This is a genomic window from Enterobacter sp. LU1, assembly GCF_008271405.2.
Taxonomy (GTDB): Bacteria; Pseudomonadota; Gammaproteobacteria; order Enterobacterales; family Enterobacteriaceae; genus Enterobacter; species Enterobacter hormaechei_C.
Window position 1 is genome coordinate 2,650,668 of the sequence record NZ_CP043438.2, and the last position, 21,813, is coordinate 2,672,480.

Here is a 21,813-nt window from a genome sequence, read left to right on the forward strand (position 1 = left end):
CGATATTTTCACGCATAAATCTAAATGAAAATCGTTATCAATATAGTGGCTATATAAAGCCATCTTCGTTGTTGTTTTATATTCTCAAAATATGTTAAGGTTGCGCCCGTCGTTGGGGAGTAGCCGATTTCCTGCCTGCGGGAAATGTACGTGTCAACATACTCGTTGAAAAACGTGGCGCGTACGGATCGTTTTCAGCACACTTACTGTGCCAAAAGCGATCAGGCGAGACCATAGATACATCAACTGCTGTTTACTGGGGGCAGTGATGTGTCATATGGATATCCCCGGTCTGGACGCTCTTATGAATATCTCCGCTACGATCCTTCTGGCTTTTGGTATGTCCATGGACGCATTTGCCGCCTCTATTGGTAAAGGTGCCACCCTCCATAAACCTAAATTTTCCGACGCCCTGCGTACCGGTCTCATATTTGGTGCTATCGAAACGCTGACGCCGCTTATCGGCTGGGGTCTGGGGATGCTCGCCAGCCAGTTCGTGCTGGAGTGGAATCACTGGATTGCTTTCGTGCTGCTGGTGTTCCTCGGCGGACGCATGGTGATTGAAGGCTTTCGTGGTAACGGCGATGAAGATGATGCGCCGCTGCAACGCCACGGCTTCTGGCTTCTGGTGACAACCGCCATCGCAACCAGCCTGGATGCAATGGCCGTGGGTGTCGGTCTGGCGTTTTTGCAGGTCAATATTATCGCCACCGCGCTGGCGATTGGCTGCGCCACGCTGATCATGTCAACTCTGGGGATGATGGTGGGTCGGTTCATTGGCCCGCTGTTAGGCAAACGAGCCGAAATTCTGGGCGGTATCGTGTTGATCGGGATTGGTGCCCAAATCCTTTGGGCACACTTCGCGGGTTAACCTTCGCGCTGCCAGCAATGGATGCTGAAATCCGTCTGGCAGCGAAATTCTGTCTGCGCTGCCAGCGTTTCCCACACCTCTGGTTTTGCCCGCCATGCAAACGGCGTCATTTGCAGTAACGCCACGGCTTCACTTCCCTGCAACGTCATTTCATACGCTACCGACTGCGCCTGCTTTAACGCAAAGCCCGCCAGCTGTTCAGAGTGCGGCGCATGCAGGTGAACTTCATCATAGATCAGCCCTTTTAACTCCAGCAGATGACGCGGCCCTGGCGTGACGGTGATAACCCAGCCGCCAGGCTTAACGACGCGCGCCAGCTCCTCTGCCTTGCACGGCGCATAGATACGCACCACGGCGTCCATACTCGCTTCCTCAAACGGCAGGCGGTGGCTGGAGGCCACGCAGAACGTTACCGCTGAGTAGCGTTTAGCTGCTGCACGGATAGCCACTTTCGACACGTCCAGCCCGAAAGTTTCGGCACCCTTCTCAGCCGCCACGTCAGCAAACGTGGCGGTGTAGTAACCTTCGCCGCAGCCGATATCCAGCATGGCGGATGCGCCTTCTGTCAGATATTGACGGAGTAAGGCGACAACGGCATCCCTGAGCGGTTGATAGTGCCCGGCATCGAGAAACGCCCGGCGCGCCTGCATCATCTCCGCGCTGTCACCCGGGTCCCGGGAGCGCTTGTGCTGTACCGGCAGAAGATTTACATAGCCCTCTTTCGCCCGGTCAAACTGATGTCCCTGTGGACAGATAAACGTTTTCTCCGCGCGCGTCAGCGGCGCGTGGCAAAGGGGACAACTGAAAGACATGACAGCTCCAGGGCGTAAACCAAAAGGCGAAGTGTACCGCTATTCGCCAGGGTTATAAACGGCTGGGTGACGCATCACGATCAGATGGTCAGAATCTGCCGGCAGCCCGTCTGGCTTCACGTTTTCCAGGCGCAGGACGTTACCCATAATTTCGCTGAACACGGGCGCAGAAACGGCCCCGCCATAGTAGGCACCGTTTTGCGGATCGTTGATCACCACCACCAGCGCGAAACGGGGATCGCTGGCAGGCGCAACGCCTGCGGTATAGGCGACGTATTTATCCACATACTTACCATGTTCATCGATTTTTTTGGCCGTCCCGGTTTTTATCGCCACGCGATAGTTACGCACCGCCGCTTTGACCCCGCCACCGCCGGGTAACGCAACGCTCTCCATCATGTGCTCCACCTCGTGAACAATTTCCTCGGGCATCACCCGCTTGCCAATCACCGGCGGGTCAATACGGGTGATGGACAGAGGCCGTTCAATGCCGTAGCTGCCGATGGTGGCATACACATGCGCCAGCTGGAGGGGGGTTACCATCAGGCCATACCCAAAGGCAAAGGTCGCCCGATCTAACTGACTCCAGAATTTTCGCTGCGGCAATAAACCTGCGCTTTCTCCCGTTAAACCAAGCCCGGTACTCTCGCCAAAACCAAAGTTTTTATAGGTATCCAGTAACCGTTGCACGGGCATCGCCAGCGAAAGACGGGATACGCCTGTGTCGCTGGATTTTTGCAAAATCCCGGTCATCGTCAGCTCGGGGTAGTAGCCCACATCACGAATACGATGACCATCAATGGTGTAGGGATGCGTATCTATCACGCTGTCAGGCTGTACCAGCCCCTGCTGTAGCGCCGTCATCAGCACCAGAGGCTTAACGGTCGAGCCAGGTTCAAAGGTGTCGCTGATCGCGCGATTGCGAAAATCATCCAGCGTTGCCCCTTCCCGGTTGTTGGGGTTGAAGTCGGGGAAGCTCGCCATCGCCAGAATTTCGCCCGTTCGGATATTAATCAGCACCGACGCGCCTGACTCAGCTTTGTTCCACGCCACGGCATTATCCAGCGCGTCTTCGGTGATAGTTTGCAGGCGTTCATCGATACTAAGCTGAATATTATGTGCAGGTACGGGAGCCACCTCCGTAAGGTTCTCCACCACATGTCCGTAGCGATCTTTCCTGACCAGCCGCACGCCTGCCTTCCCGGTAAGCTGCGTGTTAAAGCTTTTCTCGACGCCCTCAATGCCCTGACCATCAATATTGGTGAAGCCAATCAGGTTCGCCGCCACGTGCCCGGCAGGATAAAAGCGGCGGGACTCATCGCGAAGGTTGATGCCGGGGAGACGCAGCTTATCGATCCACTTTGCCTGGGCGGGATCAACCTGACGGGCCAGGTAAATGAATCGCCCGTGCGGGTTACTGTTAATTCGCGATGCGAGCGTGCTCAGAGAAAGGTGTAAGGCATTTGCCAGGGCCTGCCAGCGCGAGTCAAAACCGATCCCCCCTTTTTCCAGCACTGTTTTGGGATCGGCCCAGACGGCCTGGACGGGTACGCTCACCGCAAGGGGTCGCCCTTCACGGTCAACAATCATCCCACGCGGGGCGTCTATCGCCACTTCGCGCAGGGAGCGCATATCCTCCTGCTTCACCAGATTATCCGGTTTGATAATTTGTAGCCACGCTACGCGGCCCAGCAGAAACGCAAGGCTACAAAAGATGGCGAGACACAAAAGTGCAAAACGTGCCGGAGTAAAATTTCCGGTGGTGGTTATTGTCTTTTTTTTCACCTTAACCCCAGGGCTGTTAATCAACGCCCTGATTTAACGAGAAAAGCGGATAATAAGGCGGGAAAACAATGCTAATAATCTCGCGGGTTTGCAACAAGATAATAACAGAGGAGGATTACGTAATATTTTGAAAAATAAGCGAATAAAAAAGCCCCGCATCGGCGAGGCTTATGTCTGAGATCGAAGCGCTGAGCGCTTCAGTCAGCAGTGATTCGATCAGATAGCAGTTACGTTAACCGCAGCTGGGCCTTTCTGGCCATCCTGAATTTCGAACTCAACGTTCTGGCCTTCAGCCAGAGTTTTGAAGCCGTTACCCTGGATTGCAGAGAAGTGTACGAACACGTCTTTGCTGCCGTCAGCAGGAGTAATGAAACCAAAACCTTTAGACTCGTTGAACCACTTAACTTGACCTTTAATCTTTGCCATTTGCAAAATTCCTTAGAGTGTTTTCTTAGCCCGCGGGCTTTGACATAGATAAAACTGAGACATTACTGCTTGAGGCACTAATATAAGGTTCGGCAGAGAAGCGGTATTCAACGACAACGTGTTTACTCAGGACTTCTTTACTGAAAATGCCACACATAAACAGAACTGTACCTCGTTTGACCCAAAACGTGTTATCACACACAACGTTTAATATGGCAAGCCATTTTTAAACGTGTCTCGATCCGCCGCACAAATTCAGACGTTACTCCATAACAATCTGCACAGTTATGCGAATTGTCAAATGAAGCGCCACCTGACCTCACTGCCCGCAGGGTGCGTTGACGCGCCCTGTAATCAAAGACTTTTTAAACATAGCTCAATCATTTCAAAGCGTCCATCCCAATCCCAGAATTTCTTTAAAGGAATGACTGAGTTAGAACATTTTGTGAAAAGTTATGCTGAAAACATTGCAACGCACCAACATGTGTCAGGGAATATACGATGTTAATTACATTTTGCTAACTGTATTAAAAACCACCATTTAATAAGTGTTATTCTGCACCAAAATAATGAAATTTTTATGACTCTGCCTCAAAACAAGGCAAGCAAAACGTTTCGATAAAAATAAAACACTTCAGGAAAGATAAAGCACACTATTTATTCAACGAAACTGAATTTGTTAAATAAGGATAAATATTCGCCAGTTTTCAGTGTGCTAAAACATGAGTTAACTGCTGCTTAATTAAATGCCGGGAAGTTGTGGGATGCATTTGATAAGGGAGGGGATTTACGCCGTACGTCAGGCCACCTCCCCGCTCCGGGCAGACTATCGTTCAGCTACCAGGCGAATGAAGTCTTCCTCGTCTTGTTGTTGAGCAACAGCGTCCTTCGGTACCGCTTTCTCCTCCGGCTCGTTGGCTTCGCACAATCGACGCAGCAGCGCAGTCTGCCGTTTCTGCTGATCGAGCAATGCTTCCAGCAGCTCAATCTGCTCGTTTGTGCGGGAGCTGGCGCGGTTAACGAAAAACCACAGCACCAGCCCAACGACCAGCACCAACAAAGACATTACCAAGGATGCAATGCTCAGCAGCCCCGAATTCAGTAACTCACCCATTTCACCACCTCAGTAAAAACCGCCATTTTACCACTGCCGCCGCGTAAGGACATCACTCAGCGTAAAAATGGTCTCTACCAGGGGATAAACTTATTGATTGAACAAATGCCGCTAAAGAACTGTACATCCTGATCGCACATCACATTGATAGTCTGCGTCCACAGCACCACGCATGCTATCAACACTATAATCAGAATTACCCAGCGTATTTTTTTCACTCCACACTCCGTCTTATGACCTGATACAGCCAGGTTATCACGGTTATCTTAAACAGGGGCTAACTGTACCTTCAACAGACGCTTTTCGGAATCGTGCACTTGTTTCACTGCGTAAAGCCGTTACGCTTACTCTATGACAACAAAGAAAAAAGAGGCAACGATGCGTTTACTTATTCGTACAGTAATTGTACTGGCCATTGTCTGGATCGGCCTGTTATTAAGTGGGTACGGCGTATTAATGGGGAGCAAAGAAAATGCCGCGGGTCTGGGTATCCAGTGTAAATATCTTACCGCCCAGGGGATAAGCACGGCTCAGTACATCCATTCCGACAGCGGGATCATCGGGTTAACCAACTGTCCTGTGCTGCGTAAATCATCTGTTGTGGTTGATAACGGTTAATCAGCGCTGAGCTTCGCTTACAGAAACGCCGCAAAAGTGCGGCGTTTTTATTGGTGGCGTCGATCAGAACGGATAATCGTTATAGCCCATCTGCTCTGAAATTTTGCGCGCTGCGGTATGCAGAATCGCCACATATTCATGAAGACGCTCTTCAGAGAAACGCAGCGTTGGGAACGAAATGCTCAGGCCCGCAATGACAACGCCGAAGCGGTCAAACACCGGCACACCGATGCAACGCAGCCCCTCTTCCTGCTCTTCGTTATCTTCCCCGTAACCCTGCTCACGCACTTTATCCAGCACGCTCAGCAGTTCTTCCGTACTGGTAATCGTGCGGTCGGTGCTGCGTTTGTACTCCACCCCGTCAAGGATTTGCTTCACCTCTTCGCGATCGCGCCAGGCCAGCAGTACTTTACCAATTGCGGTGCTATACAGCGGGTTACGACGACCAATGCGTGAATACATGCGCAGGTTGTACATGGAGTCAATTTTGTGGATGTAAACAATGCTGTCTTCATCCAGCGCACCGAGGTGAATTGTCTCTTTCGTCAGTCGTGAAAGTTCACGCATCTGAATGTCAGCGCTGCGGATCAGATCCACGTTCTGCAAGGCACGGGCGCCCAGTTCAAACAGTTTCAGGGTCAGAGAATATTTTTCTGATTCTCCTTCCTGCGCGACATAACCCAATGATTTCATCGTCTGCAAAAAGCGATAAACGGTGCTTTTCGACATCATCACACGCTGCGACAACTCTGTAATACCAATTTCACGCTCTTCTCCGAGCGCCTGCAAGATGCCAAACACCTTCAGCACGGAAGAAACAGAATCTGGCTGCTTATCCAAATCTGCGATTGCCATTCATCACCTCATGGAGAGTGTTTTATAAAAATCAGAACCGGTTTTTATTATAAATTCGTGTGATGCGTGCTGCAATCTATCTGGGTTTACTTCGTTACAAATCTGCGACATAAAACCGAAATAACGATGCTAAAATAGTTACTCTGAAAATAATTTCACGCTGAGTCATTCTTTCCCCATGCAAAAAAACGTTTCTGATGGCCTGCCCTTACCGCAGCGGTACGGGGCAATTGCCACTATTGTCATCGGTATTTCGATGGCTGTCCTTGACGGTGCGATTGCCAACGTGGCTCTTCCTACCATTGCCAAAGACCTTAATGCTTCGCCGGCAAGCTCCATCTGGATTGTGAACGCGTACCAGATAGCGATTGTGATTTCCCTTCTGTCACTCTCTTTCCTGGGCGATATGTTTGGTTATCGCCGGGTTTACCAGTGCGGGCTGGTGGTCTTTACCCTCACCTCGCTCTTCTGTGCCCTTTCAGATTCACTGCACACCCTTACGCTGGCGCGTATCGCGCAGGGCTTTGGCGGCGCGGCGCTAATGAGCGTGAACACGGCCCTGATACGGCTTATTTATCCTCAACGCCACCTGGGGCGCGGCATGGGCATTAACTCCTTTATTGTGGCCGTGTCGTCCGCCGCCGGCCCAACGATTGCCGCCGCCATCCTGTCCGTTGCCTCGTGGCAGTGGTTGTTTGCCATTAACGTGCCGCTGGGCATTGTGGCGATCTTCTTCGCCCTGCGCTATCTTCCGGAAAATGGTCCGAAAAGTACCATGCCACGTTTCGATCTGCCCAGCGCCGTGATGAACGCGCTGACTTTTGGCCTGCTAATTACGGCGCTGAGCGGATTTGCGCAGGGACAGTCTCTGTCGCTCATTGCCGCAGAAATCGTTGCCATGCTTATCATCGGCTTTTTCTTTGTACGACGTCAGCTGGCGCTGCCCGTGCCGTTACTGCCGGTGGATTTGCTGCGTATTCCGCTGTTTTCGCTATCCATTTGTACCTCCATTTGCTCGTTCTGCGCCCAGATGCTGGCGCTGGTTGCGCTGCCGTTCTTTTTGCAGAGCGTGATTGGCCGTTCAGAAGTGGAGACAGGCTTGCTGCTCACGCCCTGGCCGCTGGCAACCATGGTGATGGCCCCGCTGGCCGGTTACCTTATTGAGCGCGTCCATGCCGGGCTTCTGGGGGCGATTGGGCTGGTTGTCATGGCGGTGGGACTGTTTTCGCTGGCGCTCCTGCCCGCCTCGCCGGGGGATCTGGATATTATCTGGCGCATGATCCTGTGCGGGGCCGGTTTTGGTCTGTTCCAGTCCCCTAATAACCACACGATTATCACCTCTGCCCCACGTCATCGCAGCGGTGGCGCCAGCGGGATGCTGGGCACGGCAAGACTGTTAGGGCAAAGCACCGGGGCCGCACTGGTGGCGTTGATGTTTAACCTTGCCGGGCAGAATGCGACACACGTTGCGCTGATTACCGCAGGGACCCTGGCGACCCTCGCGGCTGTCATTAGCGGCCTTCGCGTCACCCAGCCAAAGGCGCAGGCATAAAAAAACCGGGCGGAGAATGGCTCCAGCCCGGTTCTTTTCAACCCGATTACGTTACTTCAGGTATTCCCCGCTACGCAGCGCTTCAATACGTTTATCCAGCGGCGGGTGAGACATAAACAGCTCGCTCAGCGACTTTGATTTGCCGTTGATGCAGAAGGCCATCATGCTGTTTGCTTCCTGCGGCTCGTAGCTGGTTTTCAGTCGTTGCAGCGCAGCAATCATCTTTTCACGACCCACCAGTTTCGCGGAACCGGCATCCGCGTGGAACTCACGATGACGGGAGAACCACATGGTAATGATGCTTGCCAGGATACCGAACACCAGCTCCAGCACCATTGAAACAGCAAAATAGATCAGCGGGTTGCCGTTGCTCTCTTCACCCTCATCACGGTTGCCACCCATAAACCCGGCAGCAATCTGTGCCAGAATACGAGAAATAAAGATAACGAAGGTGTTCACCACGCCCTGGATCAGGGTCATGGTGACCATATCGCCATTGGCGATATGGCTGATCTCGTGAGCAATAACCGCTTCCGCTTCGTCACGGCTCATGTTTTGCAGCAGGCCGGTACTGACGGCCACCAGGGACGCGTCACGACGCGCACCGGTAGCAAACGCGTTAATATCTGGCGCGTGGTAGATGGCTACCTGCGGCATGGCAATGCCCGCCTGCTTTGACTGCTGAGCAACCGTGCTCATCAGCCACTGCTCCATATCGTTACGCGGTTGCTCAATAACTTCACCGCCCACGGATTTCAGTGCCATCCACCTGGACATCAGAAGTGAAATGAAAGAGCCACCGAAACCAAACAGCAGCGCCATAATCAACAGACCCTGAACGCTGCTCGACTGAATTCCCGTCAGGCTTAGCACCAGCCCGAATACCACCATCACCGCCAGGTTGGTGAGCAGGAAGAGCGCGATTCGCATCATAATATTCTTTTAACCTCAGTTTAACAAAACGCACTATGCGATTACCCACATCGTATGGGTATTACGGCTATTTTCAAGCATCCAGACGGCGTAAGTCACCAGAAAGACACAACTTTACACAATTGGAAATCTGCCTGACGGAAGGAGGAGGTACATAAAGAAACAGGCACAATTTCTTGTGCCTGTTGGGGGATTATTTTGTCGGAGCAGGTTGCAGGGCAGGTTTCTCTTTTTCCAGCTTCGCGAGATCAAGCGCGATATGCACCGTCTCGTCCAGATACGGATCGGGCTCCTGGTAATCCTTAGGCAGATCGTCCAGTTTTTTGAGCAGAGGCTTGCCTTCACGTTTGAAGCGATCGTTGATACGCGCCAGACGTGTCGCGTCATCTTCATTGTTCTCTTTCTCACGCTGGGCATAGTTCAGAGACACAATGTTCCGTTTCGCTTTCAAAGCGTTGAAACGCGCGATGTCCTTCATGATGTACTGGAATTCCGGATCCTTCCCGATGCGATCGTTGTGATTTTTCAGCAGTTCCGGTCCGAACTGTTTCATATCACCCGATTTCACGAATGTCGCGGCATCAATGCTATCCCACGGCAGCGCGTTATCTTCAAACTTCTCGCCCGTTTCCGTCTCTTCGGTACCTGTCGGCATCATGATATCCGGCGTCACGCCTTTGCGCTGCGTACTGCCGCCGTTGACGCGGTAAAACTTCTGAATGGTGTACTGTACTGAGCCCAGCGCAGGCCACTCAGGGCGCAGCATCTGGTCGTAAATACGGTTCAGAGAGCGGTACTGCTGAACGGTGCCCTTGCCAAACGTCGGTTCGCCGACGATTAATGCCCGGCCGTAATCCTGCATGGCAGCAGCGAAGATTTCCGATGCAGAGGCGCTGAAGCGATCGACAAGCACCACCAGCGGACCCTTATAGTAGACCACACCATCGGTATCGGCATCTTCACGCACTTTACCGTTGTTATCGCGCACCTGTACCACCGGGCCAGACGGGATAAACAGCCCGGAAAGCGAGACGGCCTCGGTCAATGCCCCGCCGCCGTTGCTGCGCAGGTCAATGATCACGCTGCTGACATTCTGCTTTTCAAGCTTCTGGAGCTGCACTTTCACATCATCGGTCAGGCCGACGTAGAAACCTGGGATATCCAGAACGCCAACCTTCTCTTTACCCACGGTTTTCACCGACATTTTCACCGCGCGATCTTCCAGACGGATACGCTCACGGGTGAGAGTAACGATACGGGTTTTAGTCCCCTTACCGGCTGGCAGGATCTCCAGGCGAACTTTGCTGCCCTTCGGCCCTTTGATCAGCGCAACAACGTCATCAAGACGCCAGCCAATCACGTCCACCATGCTCTTTCCGGTTTGCCCCACACCGACAATACGGTCGCCTACGCTGATCGCTTTGCTTTTCGACGCAGGGCCACCGGCCACCATGGAGTTGATTACGGTGTAGTCATCGTCCATCTGAAGCACAGCACCGATACCTTCCAGAGACAGGCTCATTTCGGTATTGAACTGTTCGGTGTTACGTGGAGAGAGATAATTAGTGTGCGGATCAATTTCATGCGCAAACGCGGTCATCGCCAGCGAGAAAACATCTTCACTGTTGGTCTGCGCCAGACGACGAATAGCGAACTTGTAGCGACGGTTTAACGTCTCACGGATCTCTTTCTCGTCTTTGCCTGTAAGCTTGAGGCTCAGTTCGTCATATTTGACTTTTCCGTCCCACAGCGCATTCAGTTCAGCCTCGTCTTTCGGCCATGGCGCTTTGCTGCGGTCCAGATTAAAGGTGTCGTTGCCGGTGAAGTCCATCGGACGTTCCAGCACTTTCAGCGCGTATTGATAACGCTCAAAACGGCGCTTTTGCGATAAGTTGTACAGATCGTAGAACAGATCGAGCTTTCCGGAGCGCAGCTCATCACCCACTTCGGATTTGCGTTTAGCGAACTGTTCGACATCGCTGGCCAGCAGTACGTTATGGCTGTAATCCAGCAAGTTCAGATAACGGTCAAAGATTTTGGCCGAAAAGGCCTGATCGAGATCGAACTGACGATAGTGCGAACGAGTAAAGCGCGACGTCACGCGCTCACTCACCGTCGCGTGCTGAGTCTCTTCCTTGAGCACCGGAATTTGATCAACACGCGTAATATCGTCCACAGCGAAAGCGTGGCCTGTTATAGCAAACAGGCCAGCCAGCGCGGTGAGCTTAAAAAAAGTGTTCATGCCAGGCTCGGCCTCCGTTTCAGAACAACAAGTGTTCTGCGCGTACAATCATTGACATACCAGAAGTCAGCTGTACACGAACGCCATCTTTGGTGATTTCCAGTACGGTGGCGTCCATCGCGTTGTTACCCGCTTTCACCTTCAGAGACTGACCTACGCTCAGCGCATTGATGTCAGAAACCGGGGTGTGACGCGGCTCTTCGCGCGGCGCACGTGGGGCTTTAGCTGCGGGTTTGTCAGCACGCGGTTTGCGATCGTTATTTTCAGTACGACGCGGTGCCGGGCGCGGTTTACGCTCGCGACGAGGGGCGTCTTCCTGACCGTTTGCCGCTGCGGCTTCGCGTTTTTTCGCCTGCTGTTCCGCACGCTGTGCCTGCACGCGAGCTTTGGCTTCTTCAAGCTGCTTACGCGCATGTTCTACGTGCTGCTCGTCCAGCTCACCGCACGGGTTGCCGTCAAGGTCGACACGGGTCGCACCCGGCTTGATACCGTACAGGTAACGCCAGCTCGAGGTATAAAGGCGCAAGGCAGAACGAAGCTGCGTTTTGCTGAGGTTCATCTCCCCCTCAACGCGCGCGACCAGATCCTGAAAGATACCGACTTTCAGAGGACGCGCTTCACCTTCAGCGCTGAAGCACTGCGGGAAACGCTCGGCCAGAAATGCGATAACTTCTTTACTGCTATTCAACTTAGGTTGATTTTCCATGAAATTTCCTGATTACAACGGACGTTGCCAACAAGCGCAGGCATGAACAGGCGACATTATAATGACGCTATCAGTAAATGCTACGTTATCCGTTGATTATCCTGCGACGCTCGCAAAGAATTTATGATAATCGGTCTCTGCCAGAACATTTTCCAGGTTTGCGGCCAGCGCGCGCAGCCCCTGCTCATCCTCGGCAGTAAAGCGGCTGAAGACCGTGCTGTCGATATCCAGAACGCCAATAATCTGATTTTTAACCACCAGCGGCAGTACGATTTCAGAATTGCTGCTGGCATCGCAGGCAATGTGGCCGTCAAACGCATGAACATCTTCGACACGCTGAACCTGACGGGTCGCCACTGCGGTACCGCACACGCCGCGACCTACCGGGATACGCACGCAGGCGAGTTTACCCTGGAAAGGCCCCAGCACCAGCGTGTCGCCTTCCAGCAGATAAAAGCCCGCCCAGTTCACGTCAGAAAGGCGTTCGAACAGTAATGCACTGGTATTTGCCAGAGTGGCTAAGAAACTGGTTTCCCCTGCCATTAATGCCTTAAAATCGCGATTCAGATCCGCGTAGAATTCTGTTTTGTTCATTATTCAATCACTTAGTTATCTTACATAGTTACCGCATAGCCTATTAAAATAAGCATTAAATGCGCTCATGCTCAAGATGAATCCGTTCATGAGTTATTATAACTTTCAACAATACTAATCTGTGTGCGACTGATGGCCCTAAAAACACCCCAAATTACGCCGACACGAAAGATCGTTGTCCGTACGGTAAGCCAGGCTCTGCCCCGTGCACATTATCAGCGTTGTCCCCAGTGCGATACGCTTTTTATGTTGCCGAAGATGAAATCGCACCAAAGTGCTTTTTGTCCTTGCTGCGATGCCAAAATTCGCGATGGCCGGGACTGGTCATTGACGCGTCTGGCGGCAATGGCGGTCACCATGCTGCTGCTGATGCCCTTCGCCTGGACCGAGCCGCTGTTAAAGCTCTACCTGCTTGGCGTGCGTATTGACGCTAACGTGTTGCAGGGGATCTGGCAGATGACGCGCCAGGGCGATCCGCTTACGGCCGCCATGGTGCTGTTCTGCGTCGTCGGCGCGCCGTTGGTGCTGGTCGCGGCAATTGCCTACCTGTGGTTTGGCAACATTCTGGGGATGAACCTGCGCCCTGTCCTGCTCATGCTGGAAAAGCTCAAGGAGTGGGTGATGCTGGACATCTATCTGGTAGGCATTGGCGTGGCCTCCATCAAGGTGCAGGATTATGCGTTTTTACAACCCGGCATTGGCCTTTTCGCGTTTATTTCACTGGTCCTGCTGAGTATTTTGACCCTGATTCATCTCAATGTTGAACAGCTTTGGGAGCGATTTTACCCGCAGCGCCCCGCGACCCGGCCTGATGAAAACCTGCGAGTCTGCCTGGGCTGCCATTACACCGGTTTTCCGGATAAACGCGGGAGGTGCCCACGCTGCCACATTCCGTTAAGATTGCGACGCAACTACAGCCTGCAAAAGTGCTGGGCGGCGCTAATCGCCTCCCTGGTATTTTTGTTCCCGGCCAACATGCTGCCGATCTCCGTAATTTATGTGAACGGCGCCCGTCAGGAAGATACTATCCTTTCGGGGATTATCTCTCTGGCGCACAGTAACGTGGGGGTCGCCGCCATTGTTTTCATCGCCAGTATTCTGGTGCCCTTTACCAAAGTGGTGGTGATGTTTACGCTGCTTATTAGCATTCACTTTAAATGCGAACAAGGACTACGCACCCGCATCCTGCTTCTGCGATTCGTGACCTGGATTGGTCGCTGGTCGATGTTGGATCTGTTCGTGATTTCGCTGATGATGTCGCTCATCAATCGCGATCAGTTACTTGCTTTTACCATGGGACCCGCAGCTTTTTATTTCGGCTCTGCGGTGATATTGACTATTCTTGCAGTGGAATGGCTGGACAGCCGCTTACTTTGGGACGCACATGAGTCAGGAAACGCCCGCTTCGCCGACTGAAGCGAGAATTAAAACAAAACGCCGCATTTCGCCATTCTGGTTGCTGCCTGTTATCGCGCTGATGATCGCAGGCTGGCTTATCTGGACGAGCTATGAAGATCGCGGAAGTACCATCACGATTGATTTCCAGTCTGCGGACGGCATTGTCGCCGGACGTACCCCCGTTCGCTTCCAGGGGGTGGAAGTGGGTACCGTGCAGGATATTTCCCTTGGCAAAGGGCTGAACAAAATCCAGGTCCGGGCGAGCATTAAGTCTGATATGCAGGATGCCCTGCGTGCCGAAACGCAGTTCTGGCTGGTCACGCCTAAAGCCTCCCTGGCCGGCGTTTCCGGGCTGGATGCGCTTGTGGGCGGTAACTATATCGGCATGATGCCCGGCAAAGGTGAGCCACAGGATCACTTTGTTGCGCTGGATACCCAGCCGAAATATCGGCTGAATAACGGCGATTTGATGATCCATCTCCGCGCGCCGGATTTGGGCTCGCTGAACAGTGGTTCTCTGGTCTATTTCCGCAAAATTCCGGTAGGCCGCGTTTACGACTACGCCATTAACCCGAACAAAGATGGCGTGACCATTGATGTACTCATCGAGCGCCGTTTTACCAACCTGGTGAAAAAAGGCAGCCGCTTCTGGAACGTCTCAGGCGTCGATGCCGACCTGAGCTTAAGCGGTGCGAAAGTGAAGCTTGAGAGCCTGGCGGCGCTGGTGAATGGCGCTATCGCCTTCGACTCACCTGCTAACTCCAGCCCTGCCGCCGCAGAAGATACCTTTGGCCTGTACGCCGACCTGGCGCACAGCCAGCGCGGTGTCATCGTCAAGCTGACCCTGCCGGATGCCAAAGGCCTGAAAGCCGGTTCGACCCCGCTGATGTACCAGGGTTTAGAGGTCGGGCAACTGACAAAATTAACCCTCAATGCGGGCGGCTCCGTTACCGGCGAAATGACGGTGGATCCGAGCGTGGTGGATCTCCTGCGGGATAAAACGCGCATTGAACTGCGTAATCCGAAGCTCTCCCTCAGCGACGCCAGCATCAGTTCCCTGCTGACGGGAAGCACCTTTGAGCTGATCCCCGGTGAAGGCGCGCCGAACAAAAACTTTGTTATCGCGCCGGCGGATAAAGCCCTGCTGCAAAAACCGGGCGTGTTGACGGTTACGCTGAATGCGCCGGAAAGCTACGGTATCGAAGCCGGGCAACCGCTGATCCTGCACGGTGTGCAGGTGGGCCAGGTCCTCGAACGTAAGCTGTCGGAAAAAGGGGTCTCCTTCTCCGCCGCCATCGATCCGCAGTATGGCAACCTGGTCCACAGCGACAGTAAATTTGTGGTTAACAGCCGGGTCGACGTGAAGGTGGGTCTGGACGGGGTTGAGTTCCTCGGCGCCAGCGCCAGTGAGTGGGTTAACGGCGGGATCCGCATTCTGCCGGGCAGCAAAGGTGCGCTGCGCGAAAGCTATCCGCTGTTCGCCAATCTGGACAAAGCCATTGAAAATAGCCTCGGCGACCTGCCAACCACCACGCTGACCTTAAGCGCTGAAACGCTGCCGAATGTCCAGGCAGGCTCCGTCGTGCTTTACCGTAAGTTTGAGGTGGGGGAAGTGATCACCGTTCGTCCTCGTGCGGACGCGTTTGATATCGAACTGCATATCAAGCCGGAGTACCGCAAGCTGCTCACGCCAAACAGCGTGTTCTGGGCTGAGGGTGGCGCGAAAGTGCAGCTCAACGGCAGCGGGCTGACCGTACAGGCATCGCCTCTCTCCCGTGCCCTGCGCGGTGCGATCAGCTTCGATAACCTGAGCGGCGCGGGCGGCAACATGCGTAAAGGTGACAAGCGGATCCTCTTCCCGTCCGAAACCGCGGCGCGCGCGGTCGGGGGGCAAATTACCCTGCACACCTTTGATGCCGGTAAACTGGCTGAAGGCATGCCCATCCGCTATCTCGGCATTGATATCGGGCAGGTCCAGAAGCTGACGCTGATCACCGCACGCAACGAAGTGCAGGCGACCGCCGTGCTTTATCCGGAATATGTGCAGACGTTTGCCCGGGCAGGCTCGCGCTTCTCGGTGGTTACGCCGCAAATTTCTGCCGCAGGGGTTGAGCATCTCGACACCATACTTCAGCCGTACATTAACGTTGAACCGGGTCGCGGCAACGCGCGTCGTGAATTTGAGTTGCAGGAGGCCACCATCACCGACTCCCGTTATCTGGACGGTTTGAGCATTGTGGTTGAAGTGCCGGAAGCCGGTTCGCTGGGCATCGGTACGCCGGTCCTGTTCCGCGGCATTGAAGTAGGGACAGTAACAAGCCTGACGCTGGGTAATCTGTCCGATCGCGTGATGGTCGGCCTGCGCATCAGCCAGCGTTATCAGCATCTGGTGCGCAACAACTCGGTGTTCTGGCTCGCTTCAGGCTACTCGCTGGACTTCGGCCTGACCGGTGGCGTGGTCAAAACGGGGACCTTTAATCAGTTCATTCGCGGCGGCATTGCCTTCGCGACGCCGCCTGGCACGCCTCTGGCGCCTAAGGCGCAGGCAGGTAAACACTTCCTGCTGCTGGAAAGTGAACCGAAAGAGTGGCGCGAATGGGGAACGGCGCTGCCACGTTAATCTCGCAGGCTCCGGTGTCAACGCGCCGGAGCCTTTATGTTACACTACGCGCCTGAATGTTTCCCTGTGGTGTGCCCGTGGCTCAAAACTCCGTATTTCTTCCCGAACAATTCCTCGCACAGATGCGCGAGGCGCTTCCAGCTCATCTCTCTTTCGACGATTTCGTTGCCGCCTGCCAGCGCCCTTTGCGCCGGAGTATTCGCGTCAATACGCTGAAAATCAGCGTCGGGGCGTTTCTGGATCTCGTCTCCCCCTACGGCTGGCAATTAACGCCAGTGCCGTGGTGTGAAGAGGGTTTCTGGATCGAACGGGATGACGAGGAGAGCCTGCCGCTCGGCAGCACCGCCGAGCACCTGAGCGGGCTGTTTTATATTCAGGAAGCCAGCTCCATGCTGCCGGTTGCTGCGCTGTTTGCCGACGGGAACCAGCCTGAGCGGGTTATGGATGTCGCGGCGGCGCCGGGCTCTAAAACCACGCAGATTGCCGCCCGGATGAACAACCGCGGCGCGATCCTCGCCAACGAATTTTCCGCCAGCCGCGTTAAAGTCCTGCATGCCAATATCAGCCGCTGCGGGATCCACAACGTCGCGTTAACGCACTTCGATGGTCGCGTGTTTGGCGCTACCCTGCCGGAAGCCTTTGATGCCATCCTGCTCGACGCGCCCTGCTCCGGCGAAGGCGTGGTGCGTAAAGATCCTGATGCGTTAAAAAACTGGTCCGTTGAAAGCAACCTGGAGATCGCCGCCACGCAGCGCGAACTGATCGACAGCGCGTTTCATGCCCTGCGCCCAGGCGGGACGCTGGTTTACTCTACCTGCACGCTGAATCGCGATGAAAACGAGGACGTCTGCCTGTGGCTCAAGCAACGCTATGCGGATGCCGTCGAGTTTCTGCCGCTGGACACCCTCTTCGACTCGGCCAGTCATGCGGCCACCCCTGAAGGCTTCCTGCATGTCTTCCCGCAGATTTACGATTGCGAAGGCTTCTTTGTTGCCCGTCTGCGTAAAACCCGCGCCGTCGATCCCTTGCCTGCCCCTAAGTTTAAGGTCGGCAACTTCCCGTTCACGCCGGTCAAAGGCCGTGAGGCGGCACAGGCGCAAGCGGCTGCGAGCAAAGTCGGCCTGCACTGGGATGAGAGCCTGCGCCTCTGGATGCGTGACAAAGAGCTGTGGCTGTTCCCGGTCAACATCGAACCGCTGATTGGTAAGGTGCGTTTCTCCCGCCTCGGTATTCGCCTGGCGGAGATCCACAACAAAGGCTATCGCTGGCAGCACGAAGCGGTCATTGCGCTGGCCGGCAGTGAGAACACCTTTGCCCTGACGCATCAGGAAGCGGAAGAGTGGTATCGCGGTCGTGACGTTTACCCGGAAGACGGCCCTTCACAGGATGAAGTCATCGTGACGTATCAGGGCTATCCGCTGGGGCTGGCGAAAAAAGTCGGCTCGCGGCTGAAAAACAGCTATCCGCGCGAACTGGTACGCGATGGCCGCCTGTTTACCGGTAACAACCGCAGCGCCTGAAAAAAAGCGCATTTTTTTACTGGCGATTTCGCTCTCCTTGTCTAGGATCAAAAATGGGTGACTGCACTGGTCATACCAGATTTTGGGCAACAAACCGGAGAGCATTATGACGAAAACCAGCGTACGCATTGGCGCTTTTGAAATCGACGACGCTGAATTGCGCGGCGAATCACAAGGCGAACGAACGTTAAGTATTCCCTGCAAATCCGATCCGGATTTGTGCATGCAGCTGGACGCCTGGGATGCAGATACCAGCGTCCCGGCGATCCTTGATGGGGAACATTCCGTTCTGTACCGTGAGCATTACGACAGTAAAACCGATGCCTGGGTCTTGCGTCTTGCCTGACCCAAAGAGAACCCGCCCGAAGGCGGGTTATTTATTACTGAAGCTGCGCCAGCGTCAGAAAGCCCCCGAATACTGCCCCCGTATCAATGTAGTGCAGATTGTTAAAATCGTAGCGTTTGTCCACAGGCGTATGTCCAAACCAGAAGTGATCCGCGCCGCTAATGCCCTGCCCTTTGCCCACCATAAAGCCCATTAACCGGTCGCGATCCCACAGCACGCGCTGGGCATCCACCGGCTTATGCCAGCCATATTCAGCGGAGGGATAATCCGCATGAGCAATCACGTTCAGACCGTTTTTGCAGGTTATTTCAATAATGTGCGGTAAGTCCCGACACGCATCGAGTAAACCCTTCGCCTGTTTTTGTTGAGCGTCCTTAAGCCCGGTATACCAGTTACCGCCATTTATCGACCAGAGACTAAAATCATTATTTTCAAGCGCATCTAACGCCATTTGCTCGTGATTACCGCGTACCACATAAAACCAGTTTTCCTGCATCAGCTGTAAACATTTTACGCTGTCAGGCCCGCGATCGATAATATCCCCCACCGAGATCAGCAGATCCGTATCAGGATTAAAATGCCGTCGTTTCAGCTCATCTATAAGCCACTGATAGCAACCATGAATATCGCTGACAACCCAGACATGACGCCAGTGTTCTCCCTCTATTTTCTGATACATAACGCCTCCTGTAAGAAGTATAGCTGCCACAGAAAATGTCATGAGCTGGCGTTGGATTTTGCGAATCCAAACAAACCATAAACCAGCCGGAAATAAAGATCGCTGCGCTATTAATCCCTTATTCCCTGGCCTTTAAAATAGAGCGGAATAAAAAGAGGGATTTTCACGTGTCAAACATACACCTGCAAAACGATGTTTTTTATCCGCATCGCACAAATATTATTTCTGAACTGGTGAGAGGAAAACGCGTTCCCGGCCCAATCTGGCACAAACGTGATTACCGGTTAAAGTTCCTTCTACGCTCGCTTTTATTCTGGTCCTCCACCCATCGCATGCTGGAGGCTCTGTCCGGGCGCGATGATTTCGACAGGCTGCTCACCTCTCAAATTACCTTGCCGAGCAAAACTCACCGCCAGTATCTGATGCGCGGCCTGAACTCAAACGATCGGGCCGATGCTATCATCAGCCACTATCAGTGGATTGATAGTCTGAAAAACATCGCCCTCGCCCACGCGCTGACCAGCCCGCAAGAGGTGCCGGTTGTCCGGTTCGAGGCAAAAAACGGCGAAATCTATACCGTCCACGCCTCGTCCGCAGGTAAGGCCGAACGTGAAGGCGAAAGCACGCTTTGGCTGCACGACAATGACAATACGCTGCTTGCCAGCCTGACGTTCTGTGTCGCACGCAGTAACGGCCGTACGGTGCTGGTGATCGGCGGCCTTCAGGGTCCACGTCGTCATGTTTCACGGGAGGTGATTAAGCAGGCTACCCGTGCCTGCCATGGGCTTTTCCCGAAACGCGTGCTGATGGAGGTGATCTTCCAGCTTGCCTCACGCTCGAACATTAGTGCGATTTTTGCCGTCAGCGATGAAGGCCATGTTTTCCGCGCGCTGCGCTACCGTCTGAGCAAAGGCCGTCATTTTCACGCCAGCTACGACGAGTTTTGGGAAGGCCTGAACGGAAAGAAACTCTCCCCCTTCTGCTGGCAGTTGCCGCTTCAGATGGAACGTAAAGCACTGGAGGAGATTGCCAGCAAAAAACGCGCCGAATACCGTCGCCGCTTTGCGTTACTTGATGATATTGCGGCTTCCGTACATGCGCGCATTGATCCCGCAGTCTTCTCAGGCAAAATACAAACAAAAATTTAACAAAACAGCCAAAAAGGACTGGACTTACGCCTGCCGGGTTGTGGTATGTTTGAAGCAGGCGCACAGGAAGTGAACCTTCTGCTGAGACGAAAACCGGATTTTATCGTTTATTTTCAAGCAGATAAAAAGAGACCGAATACGATTCCTGTATTCGGTCCAGGGAAATGGCTCTTGGGAGAGAGCCGTGCGCTAAAAGTTGGCATTAATGCAGGCTCAATCGCCTTGCCCTTTAAGAATAGATGACGACGTCAGGTTTTCCAGTCCACAGTAAAAGTGGTCTGAAAAAAAGCGTCAGAACATCACTAAATGTGAAAAACCGCAGAGCTTTTACAAGCACCTGCGGTTTTTTTTTACTGGAAACCTGACGGCTAGCAGAGCTTTTCAGCGCGCTCAATAAACGGTGCCAGACTCTTCTTCTGCCCGGGGTTTGCCGGGTCATCTACCTGGATCACGCTGACAGGCTGTCCGTTACTTTTCCCGCTGGCAACCTGCTGCTCCGCCACGTCATTTAACGGATACTGCACGAGCGTACTGGGATTGATGACATACAGCGCGTTACCGGGACGGCAGGTAAGCATGACTTCTTCACGATTAAATGCCCAGTTGTCCTTACCCACTTCAAACCGGCTGACAGTGATGACCTGCGGCGCGGCTAACGCACTGCTGGCACAGGTGAGAAGTAAAAGAGAAAGCAGTGTCTTTTTCATATGTTATTTAACCTTGTCAGAAGGGTTCCCAGGTCGCGAACAGGCTGACGGCGGCCAGTACCAGCGCGCCCAGCACCACCTCTGCCTGTGTCATCCTGATAAAAATCTGTTGTTCCCGCCCGGCCTCCGGGCGAAAGCGTGGCACAAGAAAATACCGATTCGCCAGCGCAATTGCCACCATCATCATGACCAGCGCACATTTGAACAACAACAGCTGGACATAAGGCGCCTGCCACGGCACGTTTATGCCAACAATAAAGAGCGTATTGATTATCCCGGTCAGCAGCACGCCTGCCACGGCGTAATGCCCCACGCGGGAGAAGCGCATCATGGTAAAGATAGCGGCTGGCTGCCAGCGGCCTTTCGCCAGACGCATGCAAAACAGCAGCGGCAGTAAACCACCCACCCAGGTCGCGGCGCAGAGCAGGTGAAGCGCATGGTTGAGACGATGCAACGCTCCCGGTGCGCCACCGTTCATCGCGGCATGTCCCACGCCCGCCAGCAGCACCAGCTGCCCCATCGCGAGCAGTAACAGCCGTGAGCCTTTTTGCGGGGTAAGCCATGCAGCGCCCGCCGTCACAGCGGCCAGCACCATTTGCCACAACCAGACGCCGCCAAATTGCGTTCCCAGCACGCTGCGCCAGACCGCCGGACGAATGACATCGCCCCAGCCGTTGCCCATCAACCCACTTTGCAGGCCAAACATCAGCAGAGCCGCTATCAGGCTGATTAAGGCCGCGAGTTTCTGCTGCCGCTGGAAACGCCGGGTCATGAGGCGCTGCAACGAAGACGGCGCAAACCAGACGCTGTAGAGCGCGTTGCCGAAAAGCAGCATCAGCGCAGCAAAATGGATAAAGCGTAACGCGACGTAGCTCAGGGTCAGCATG

General features: G+C 53.9%; 22 protein-coding genes, 1 pseudogene and 1 riboswitch. Of the genes and pseudogenes, 9 read left to right on the plus strand and 14 right to left on the minus strand.

The features are described from left to right. The first annotated feature begins 102 nt into the window (after positions 1-102). Positions 103-303, plus strand: a riboswitch (yybP-ykoY riboswitch). A 1-nt stretch (position 304) separates the two neighbouring features. Beyond that, a complete protein-coding gene (gene mntP, locus FZF21_RS12725; RefSeq protein ID WP_023296797.1) occupies positions 305-871 on the plus strand; it encodes a manganese efflux pump MntP in 567 nt (188 codons plus the stop codon). Here mntP and rlmA read toward each other — a convergent pair. The 6 genes and pseudogenes from rlmA to mgrB form a co-directional block, all read right to left on the minus strand. Then, positions 868-1,683, minus strand: a complete 816-nt coding sequence (rlmA, locus tag FZF21_RS12730; RefSeq protein ID WP_015570301.1) for a 23S rRNA (guanine(745)-N(1))-methyltransferase — start codon at positions 1,681-1,683, stop codon at positions 868-870. The genes mntP and rlmA overlap by 4 nt on opposite strands. Before the next feature lie 39 nt (positions 1,684-1,722). After that, entirely contained in the window at positions 1,723-3,468 is a 1,746-nt protein-coding gene (gene ftsI, locus FZF21_RS12735) for a peptidoglycan glycosyltransferase FtsI (protein ID WP_032648589.1), read from the minus strand. A gap of 216 nt (positions 3,469-3,684) precedes the next feature. Then, positions 3,685-3,894: a transcription antiterminator/RNA stability regulator CspE gene (gene cspE, locus FZF21_RS12740; RefSeq protein WP_001062678.1), complete on the minus strand. Its 210-nt coding sequence runs from the start codon at positions 3,892-3,894 to the stop codon at positions 3,685-3,687. 12 nt (positions 3,895-3,906) lie between these two features. Further along, a pseudogene (locus FZF21_RS12745) lies at positions 3,907-4,051 on the minus strand (DUF2627 domain-containing protein). Between the two features lie 669 nt (positions 4,052-4,720). After that, complete coding sequence (locus FZF21_RS12750; RefSeq protein WP_032648590.1) at positions 4,721-5,008, minus strand: YebO family protein; 288 nt, start codon at positions 5,006-5,008, stop codon at positions 4,721-4,723. 74 nt (positions 5,009-5,082) lie between these two features. Continuing rightward, positions 5,083-5,226: a PhoP/PhoQ regulator MgrB gene (gene mgrB / locus FZF21_RS12755; protein ID WP_003859906.1), complete on the minus strand. Its 144-nt coding sequence runs from the start codon at positions 5,224-5,226 to the stop codon at positions 5,083-5,085. A 160-nt stretch (positions 5,227-5,386) separates the two neighbouring features. Here mgrB and FZF21_RS12760 point away from each other — a divergent pair, with 160 nt between their 5' ends. Next, a complete protein-coding gene (locus FZF21_RS12760) occupies positions 5,387-5,626 on the plus strand; it encodes a YobH family protein (RefSeq protein ID WP_017384332.1) in 240 nt (79 codons plus the stop codon). Between the two features lie 63 nt (positions 5,627-5,689). Here the strand turns inward: FZF21_RS12760 and kdgR are convergent, their stop codons facing one another. Beyond that, a complete protein-coding gene (gene kdgR, locus FZF21_RS12765) occupies positions 5,690-6,481 on the minus strand; it encodes a DNA-binding transcriptional regulator KdgR (RefSeq protein WP_015570299.1) in 792 nt (263 codons plus the stop codon). A gap of 178 nt (positions 6,482-6,659) precedes the next feature. Between kdgR and FZF21_RS12770 the strand changes: the two genes are divergently transcribed. Further along, the gene (locus FZF21_RS12770; protein WP_039270566.1) at positions 6,660-8,033 is read left to right on the plus strand and encodes an MFS transporter; all 1,374 of its coding nucleotides are present in this window, start codon (positions 6,660-6,662) and stop codon (positions 8,031-8,033) included. A 51-nt stretch (positions 8,034-8,084) separates the two neighbouring features. On the opposite strand, the gene htpX is transcribed toward FZF21_RS12770, so the two are convergent. The 4 genes from htpX to FZF21_RS12790 all read right to left on the minus strand — a co-directional run bounded on the left by htpX (position 8,085) and on the right by FZF21_RS12790 (position 12,508). Further along, positions 8,085-8,966 carry a protease HtpX gene (htpX, locus tag FZF21_RS12775; RefSeq protein ID WP_015570297.1) on the minus strand — a complete coding sequence of 294 codons (882 nt, stop codon included), beginning with the start codon at positions 8,964-8,966 and terminating at the stop codon, positions 8,085-8,087. Between the two features lie 193 nt (positions 8,967-9,159). After that, on the minus strand, positions 9,160-11,208 hold the full coding sequence (gene prc / locus FZF21_RS12780) for a carboxy terminal-processing peptidase (RefSeq protein WP_015570296.1): 2,049 nt from the start codon (positions 11,206-11,208) through the stop codon (positions 9,160-9,162). Between the two features lie 19 nt (positions 11,209-11,227). Further along, the gene (gene proQ / locus FZF21_RS12785) at positions 11,228-11,914 is read right to left on the minus strand and encodes an RNA chaperone ProQ (RefSeq protein WP_003859895.1); all 687 of its coding nucleotides are present in this window, start codon (positions 11,912-11,914) and stop codon (positions 11,228-11,230) included. A 96-nt stretch (positions 11,915-12,010) separates the two neighbouring features. Beyond that, positions 12,011-12,508: a GAF domain-containing protein gene (locus FZF21_RS12790; RefSeq protein ID WP_006811006.1), complete on the minus strand. Its 498-nt coding sequence runs from the start codon at positions 12,506-12,508 to the stop codon at positions 12,011-12,013. 132 nt (positions 12,509-12,640) lie between these two features. Here FZF21_RS12790 and yebS point away from each other — a divergent pair, with 132 nt between their 5' ends. The 4 genes from yebS (at position 12,641) to FZF21_RS12810 (ending at position 18,392) form a co-directional block, all read left to right on the plus strand. Continuing rightward, a complete protein-coding gene (gene yebS, locus FZF21_RS12795) occupies positions 12,641-13,924 on the plus strand; it encodes a membrane integrity lipid transport subunit YebS (RefSeq protein WP_047728099.1) in 1,284 nt (427 codons plus the stop codon). After that, positions 13,893-16,526 (plus strand): PqiB family protein, encoded by a 2,634-nt coding sequence (locus tag FZF21_RS12800; RefSeq protein WP_063945919.1) that lies wholly within the window; start codon positions 13,893-13,895, stop codon positions 16,524-16,526. Before yebS ends, FZF21_RS12800 begins: the two co-directional genes overlap by 32 nt. A 71-nt stretch (positions 16,527-16,597) precedes the next feature. Then, positions 16,598-18,046 (plus strand): 16S rRNA (cytosine(1407)-C(5))-methyltransferase RsmF, encoded by a 1,449-nt coding sequence (rsmF, locus tag FZF21_RS12805; protein WP_202816777.1) that lies wholly within the window; start codon positions 16,598-16,600, stop codon positions 18,044-18,046. A 106-nt stretch (positions 18,047-18,152) separates the two neighbouring features. After that, complete coding sequence (locus FZF21_RS12810; RefSeq protein WP_003859885.1) at positions 18,153-18,392, plus strand: YebV family protein; 240 nt, start codon at positions 18,153-18,155, stop codon at positions 18,390-18,392. 34 nt (positions 18,393-18,426) lie between these two features. Here FZF21_RS12810 and pphA read toward each other — a convergent pair whose 3' ends face one another. Beyond that, complete coding sequence (gene pphA / locus FZF21_RS12815; protein WP_063945922.1) at positions 18,427-19,071, minus strand: protein-serine/threonine phosphatase; 645 nt, start codon at positions 19,069-19,071, stop codon at positions 18,427-18,429. 167 nt (positions 19,072-19,238) lie between these two features. Between pphA and FZF21_RS12820 the strand changes: the two genes are divergently transcribed. Both FZF21_RS12820 and FZF21_RS12825 read left to right on the plus strand, forming a co-directional pair. After that, entirely contained in the window at positions 19,239-20,219 is a 981-nt protein-coding gene (locus FZF21_RS12820) for a VirK/YbjX family protein (protein ID WP_062938806.1), read from the plus strand. Positions 20,220-20,264: 45 nt separating this feature from the next. Beyond that, positions 20,265-20,462: a hypothetical protein gene (locus tag FZF21_RS12825; protein WP_017693250.1), complete on the plus strand. Its 198-nt coding sequence runs from the start codon at positions 20,265-20,267 to the stop codon at positions 20,460-20,462. Positions 20,463-20,587: 125 nt separating this feature from the next. Here the strand turns inward: FZF21_RS12825 and FZF21_RS12830 are convergent, their stop codons facing one another. Both FZF21_RS12830 and copD read right to left on the minus strand, forming a co-directional pair. After that, on the minus strand, positions 20,588-20,926 hold the full coding sequence (locus FZF21_RS12830) for a YebY family protein (RefSeq protein ID WP_003859787.1): 339 nt from the start codon (positions 20,924-20,926) through the stop codon (positions 20,588-20,590). A 16-nt stretch (positions 20,927-20,942) separates the two neighbouring features. Next, a complete protein-coding gene (gene copD, locus FZF21_RS12835; RefSeq protein WP_017693249.1) occupies positions 20,943-21,812 on the minus strand; it encodes a copper homeostasis membrane protein CopD in 870 nt (289 codons plus the stop codon). Position 21,813 lies beyond the last annotated feature (1 nt).

Coding starts and splice junctions, on each gene's coding strand:
- mntP (WP_023296797.1), top strand. CDS start 305: ATGAATATCTCCGCTACGATCCTTCTGGCTTTTGGTATGTCCATGGAC.
- rlmA (WP_015570301.1), bottom strand. CDS start 1,683: ATGTCTTTCAGTTGTCCCCTTTGCCACGCGCCGCTGACGCGCGCGGAG.
- cspE (WP_001062678.1), bottom strand. CDS start 3,894: ATGGCAAAGATTAAAGGTCAAGTTAAGTGGTTCAACGAGTCTAAAGGT.
- FZF21_RS12750 (WP_032648590.1), bottom strand. CDS start 5,008: ATGGGTGAGTTACTGAATTCGGGGCTGCTGAGCATTGCATCCTTGGTA.
- FZF21_RS12760 (WP_017384332.1), top strand. CDS start 5,387: ATGCGTTTACTTATTCGTACAGTAATTGTACTGGCCATTGTCTGGATC.
- kdgR (WP_015570299.1), bottom strand. CDS start 6,481: ATGGCAATCGCAGATTTGGATAAGCAGCCAGATTCTGTTTCTTCCGTG.
- FZF21_RS12770 (WP_039270566.1), top strand. CDS start 6,660: ATGCAAAAAAACGTTTCTGATGGCCTGCCCTTACCGCAGCGGTACGGG.
- htpX (WP_015570297.1), bottom strand. CDS start 8,966: ATGATGCGAATCGCGCTCTTCCTGCTCACCAACCTGGCGGTGATGGTG.
- prc (WP_015570296.1), bottom strand. CDS start 11,208: ATGAACACTTTTTTTAAGCTCACCGCGCTGGCTGGCCTGTTTGCTATA.
- proQ (WP_003859895.1), bottom strand. CDS start 11,914: ATGGAAAATCAACCTAAGTTGAATAGCAGTAAAGAAGTTATCGCATTT.
- FZF21_RS12790 (WP_006811006.1), bottom strand. CDS start 12,508: ATGAACAAAACAGAATTCTACGCGGATCTGAATCGCGATTTTAAGGCA.
- yebS (WP_047728099.1), top strand. CDS start 12,641: ATGGCCCTAAAAACACCCCAAATTACGCCGACACGAAAGATCGTTGTC.
- FZF21_RS12800 (WP_063945919.1), top strand. CDS start 13,893: ATGAGTCAGGAAACGCCCGCTTCGCCGACTGAAGCGAGAATTAAAACA.
- FZF21_RS12810 (WP_003859885.1), top strand. CDS start 18,153: ATGACGAAAACCAGCGTACGCATTGGCGCTTTTGAAATCGACGACGCT.
- pphA (WP_063945922.1), bottom strand. CDS start 19,071: ATGTATCAGAAAATAGAGGGAGAACACTGGCGTCATGTCTGGGTTGTC.
- FZF21_RS12825 (WP_017693250.1), top strand. CDS start 20,265: ATGTTTGAAGCAGGCGCACAGGAAGTGAACCTTCTGCTGAGACGAAAA.
- FZF21_RS12830 (WP_003859787.1), bottom strand. CDS start 20,926: ATGAAAAAGACACTGCTTTCTCTTTTACTTCTCACCTGTGCCAGCAGT.
- copD (WP_017693249.1), bottom strand. CDS start 21,812: ATGCTGACCCTGAGCTACGTCGCGTTACGCTTTATCCATTTTGCTGCG.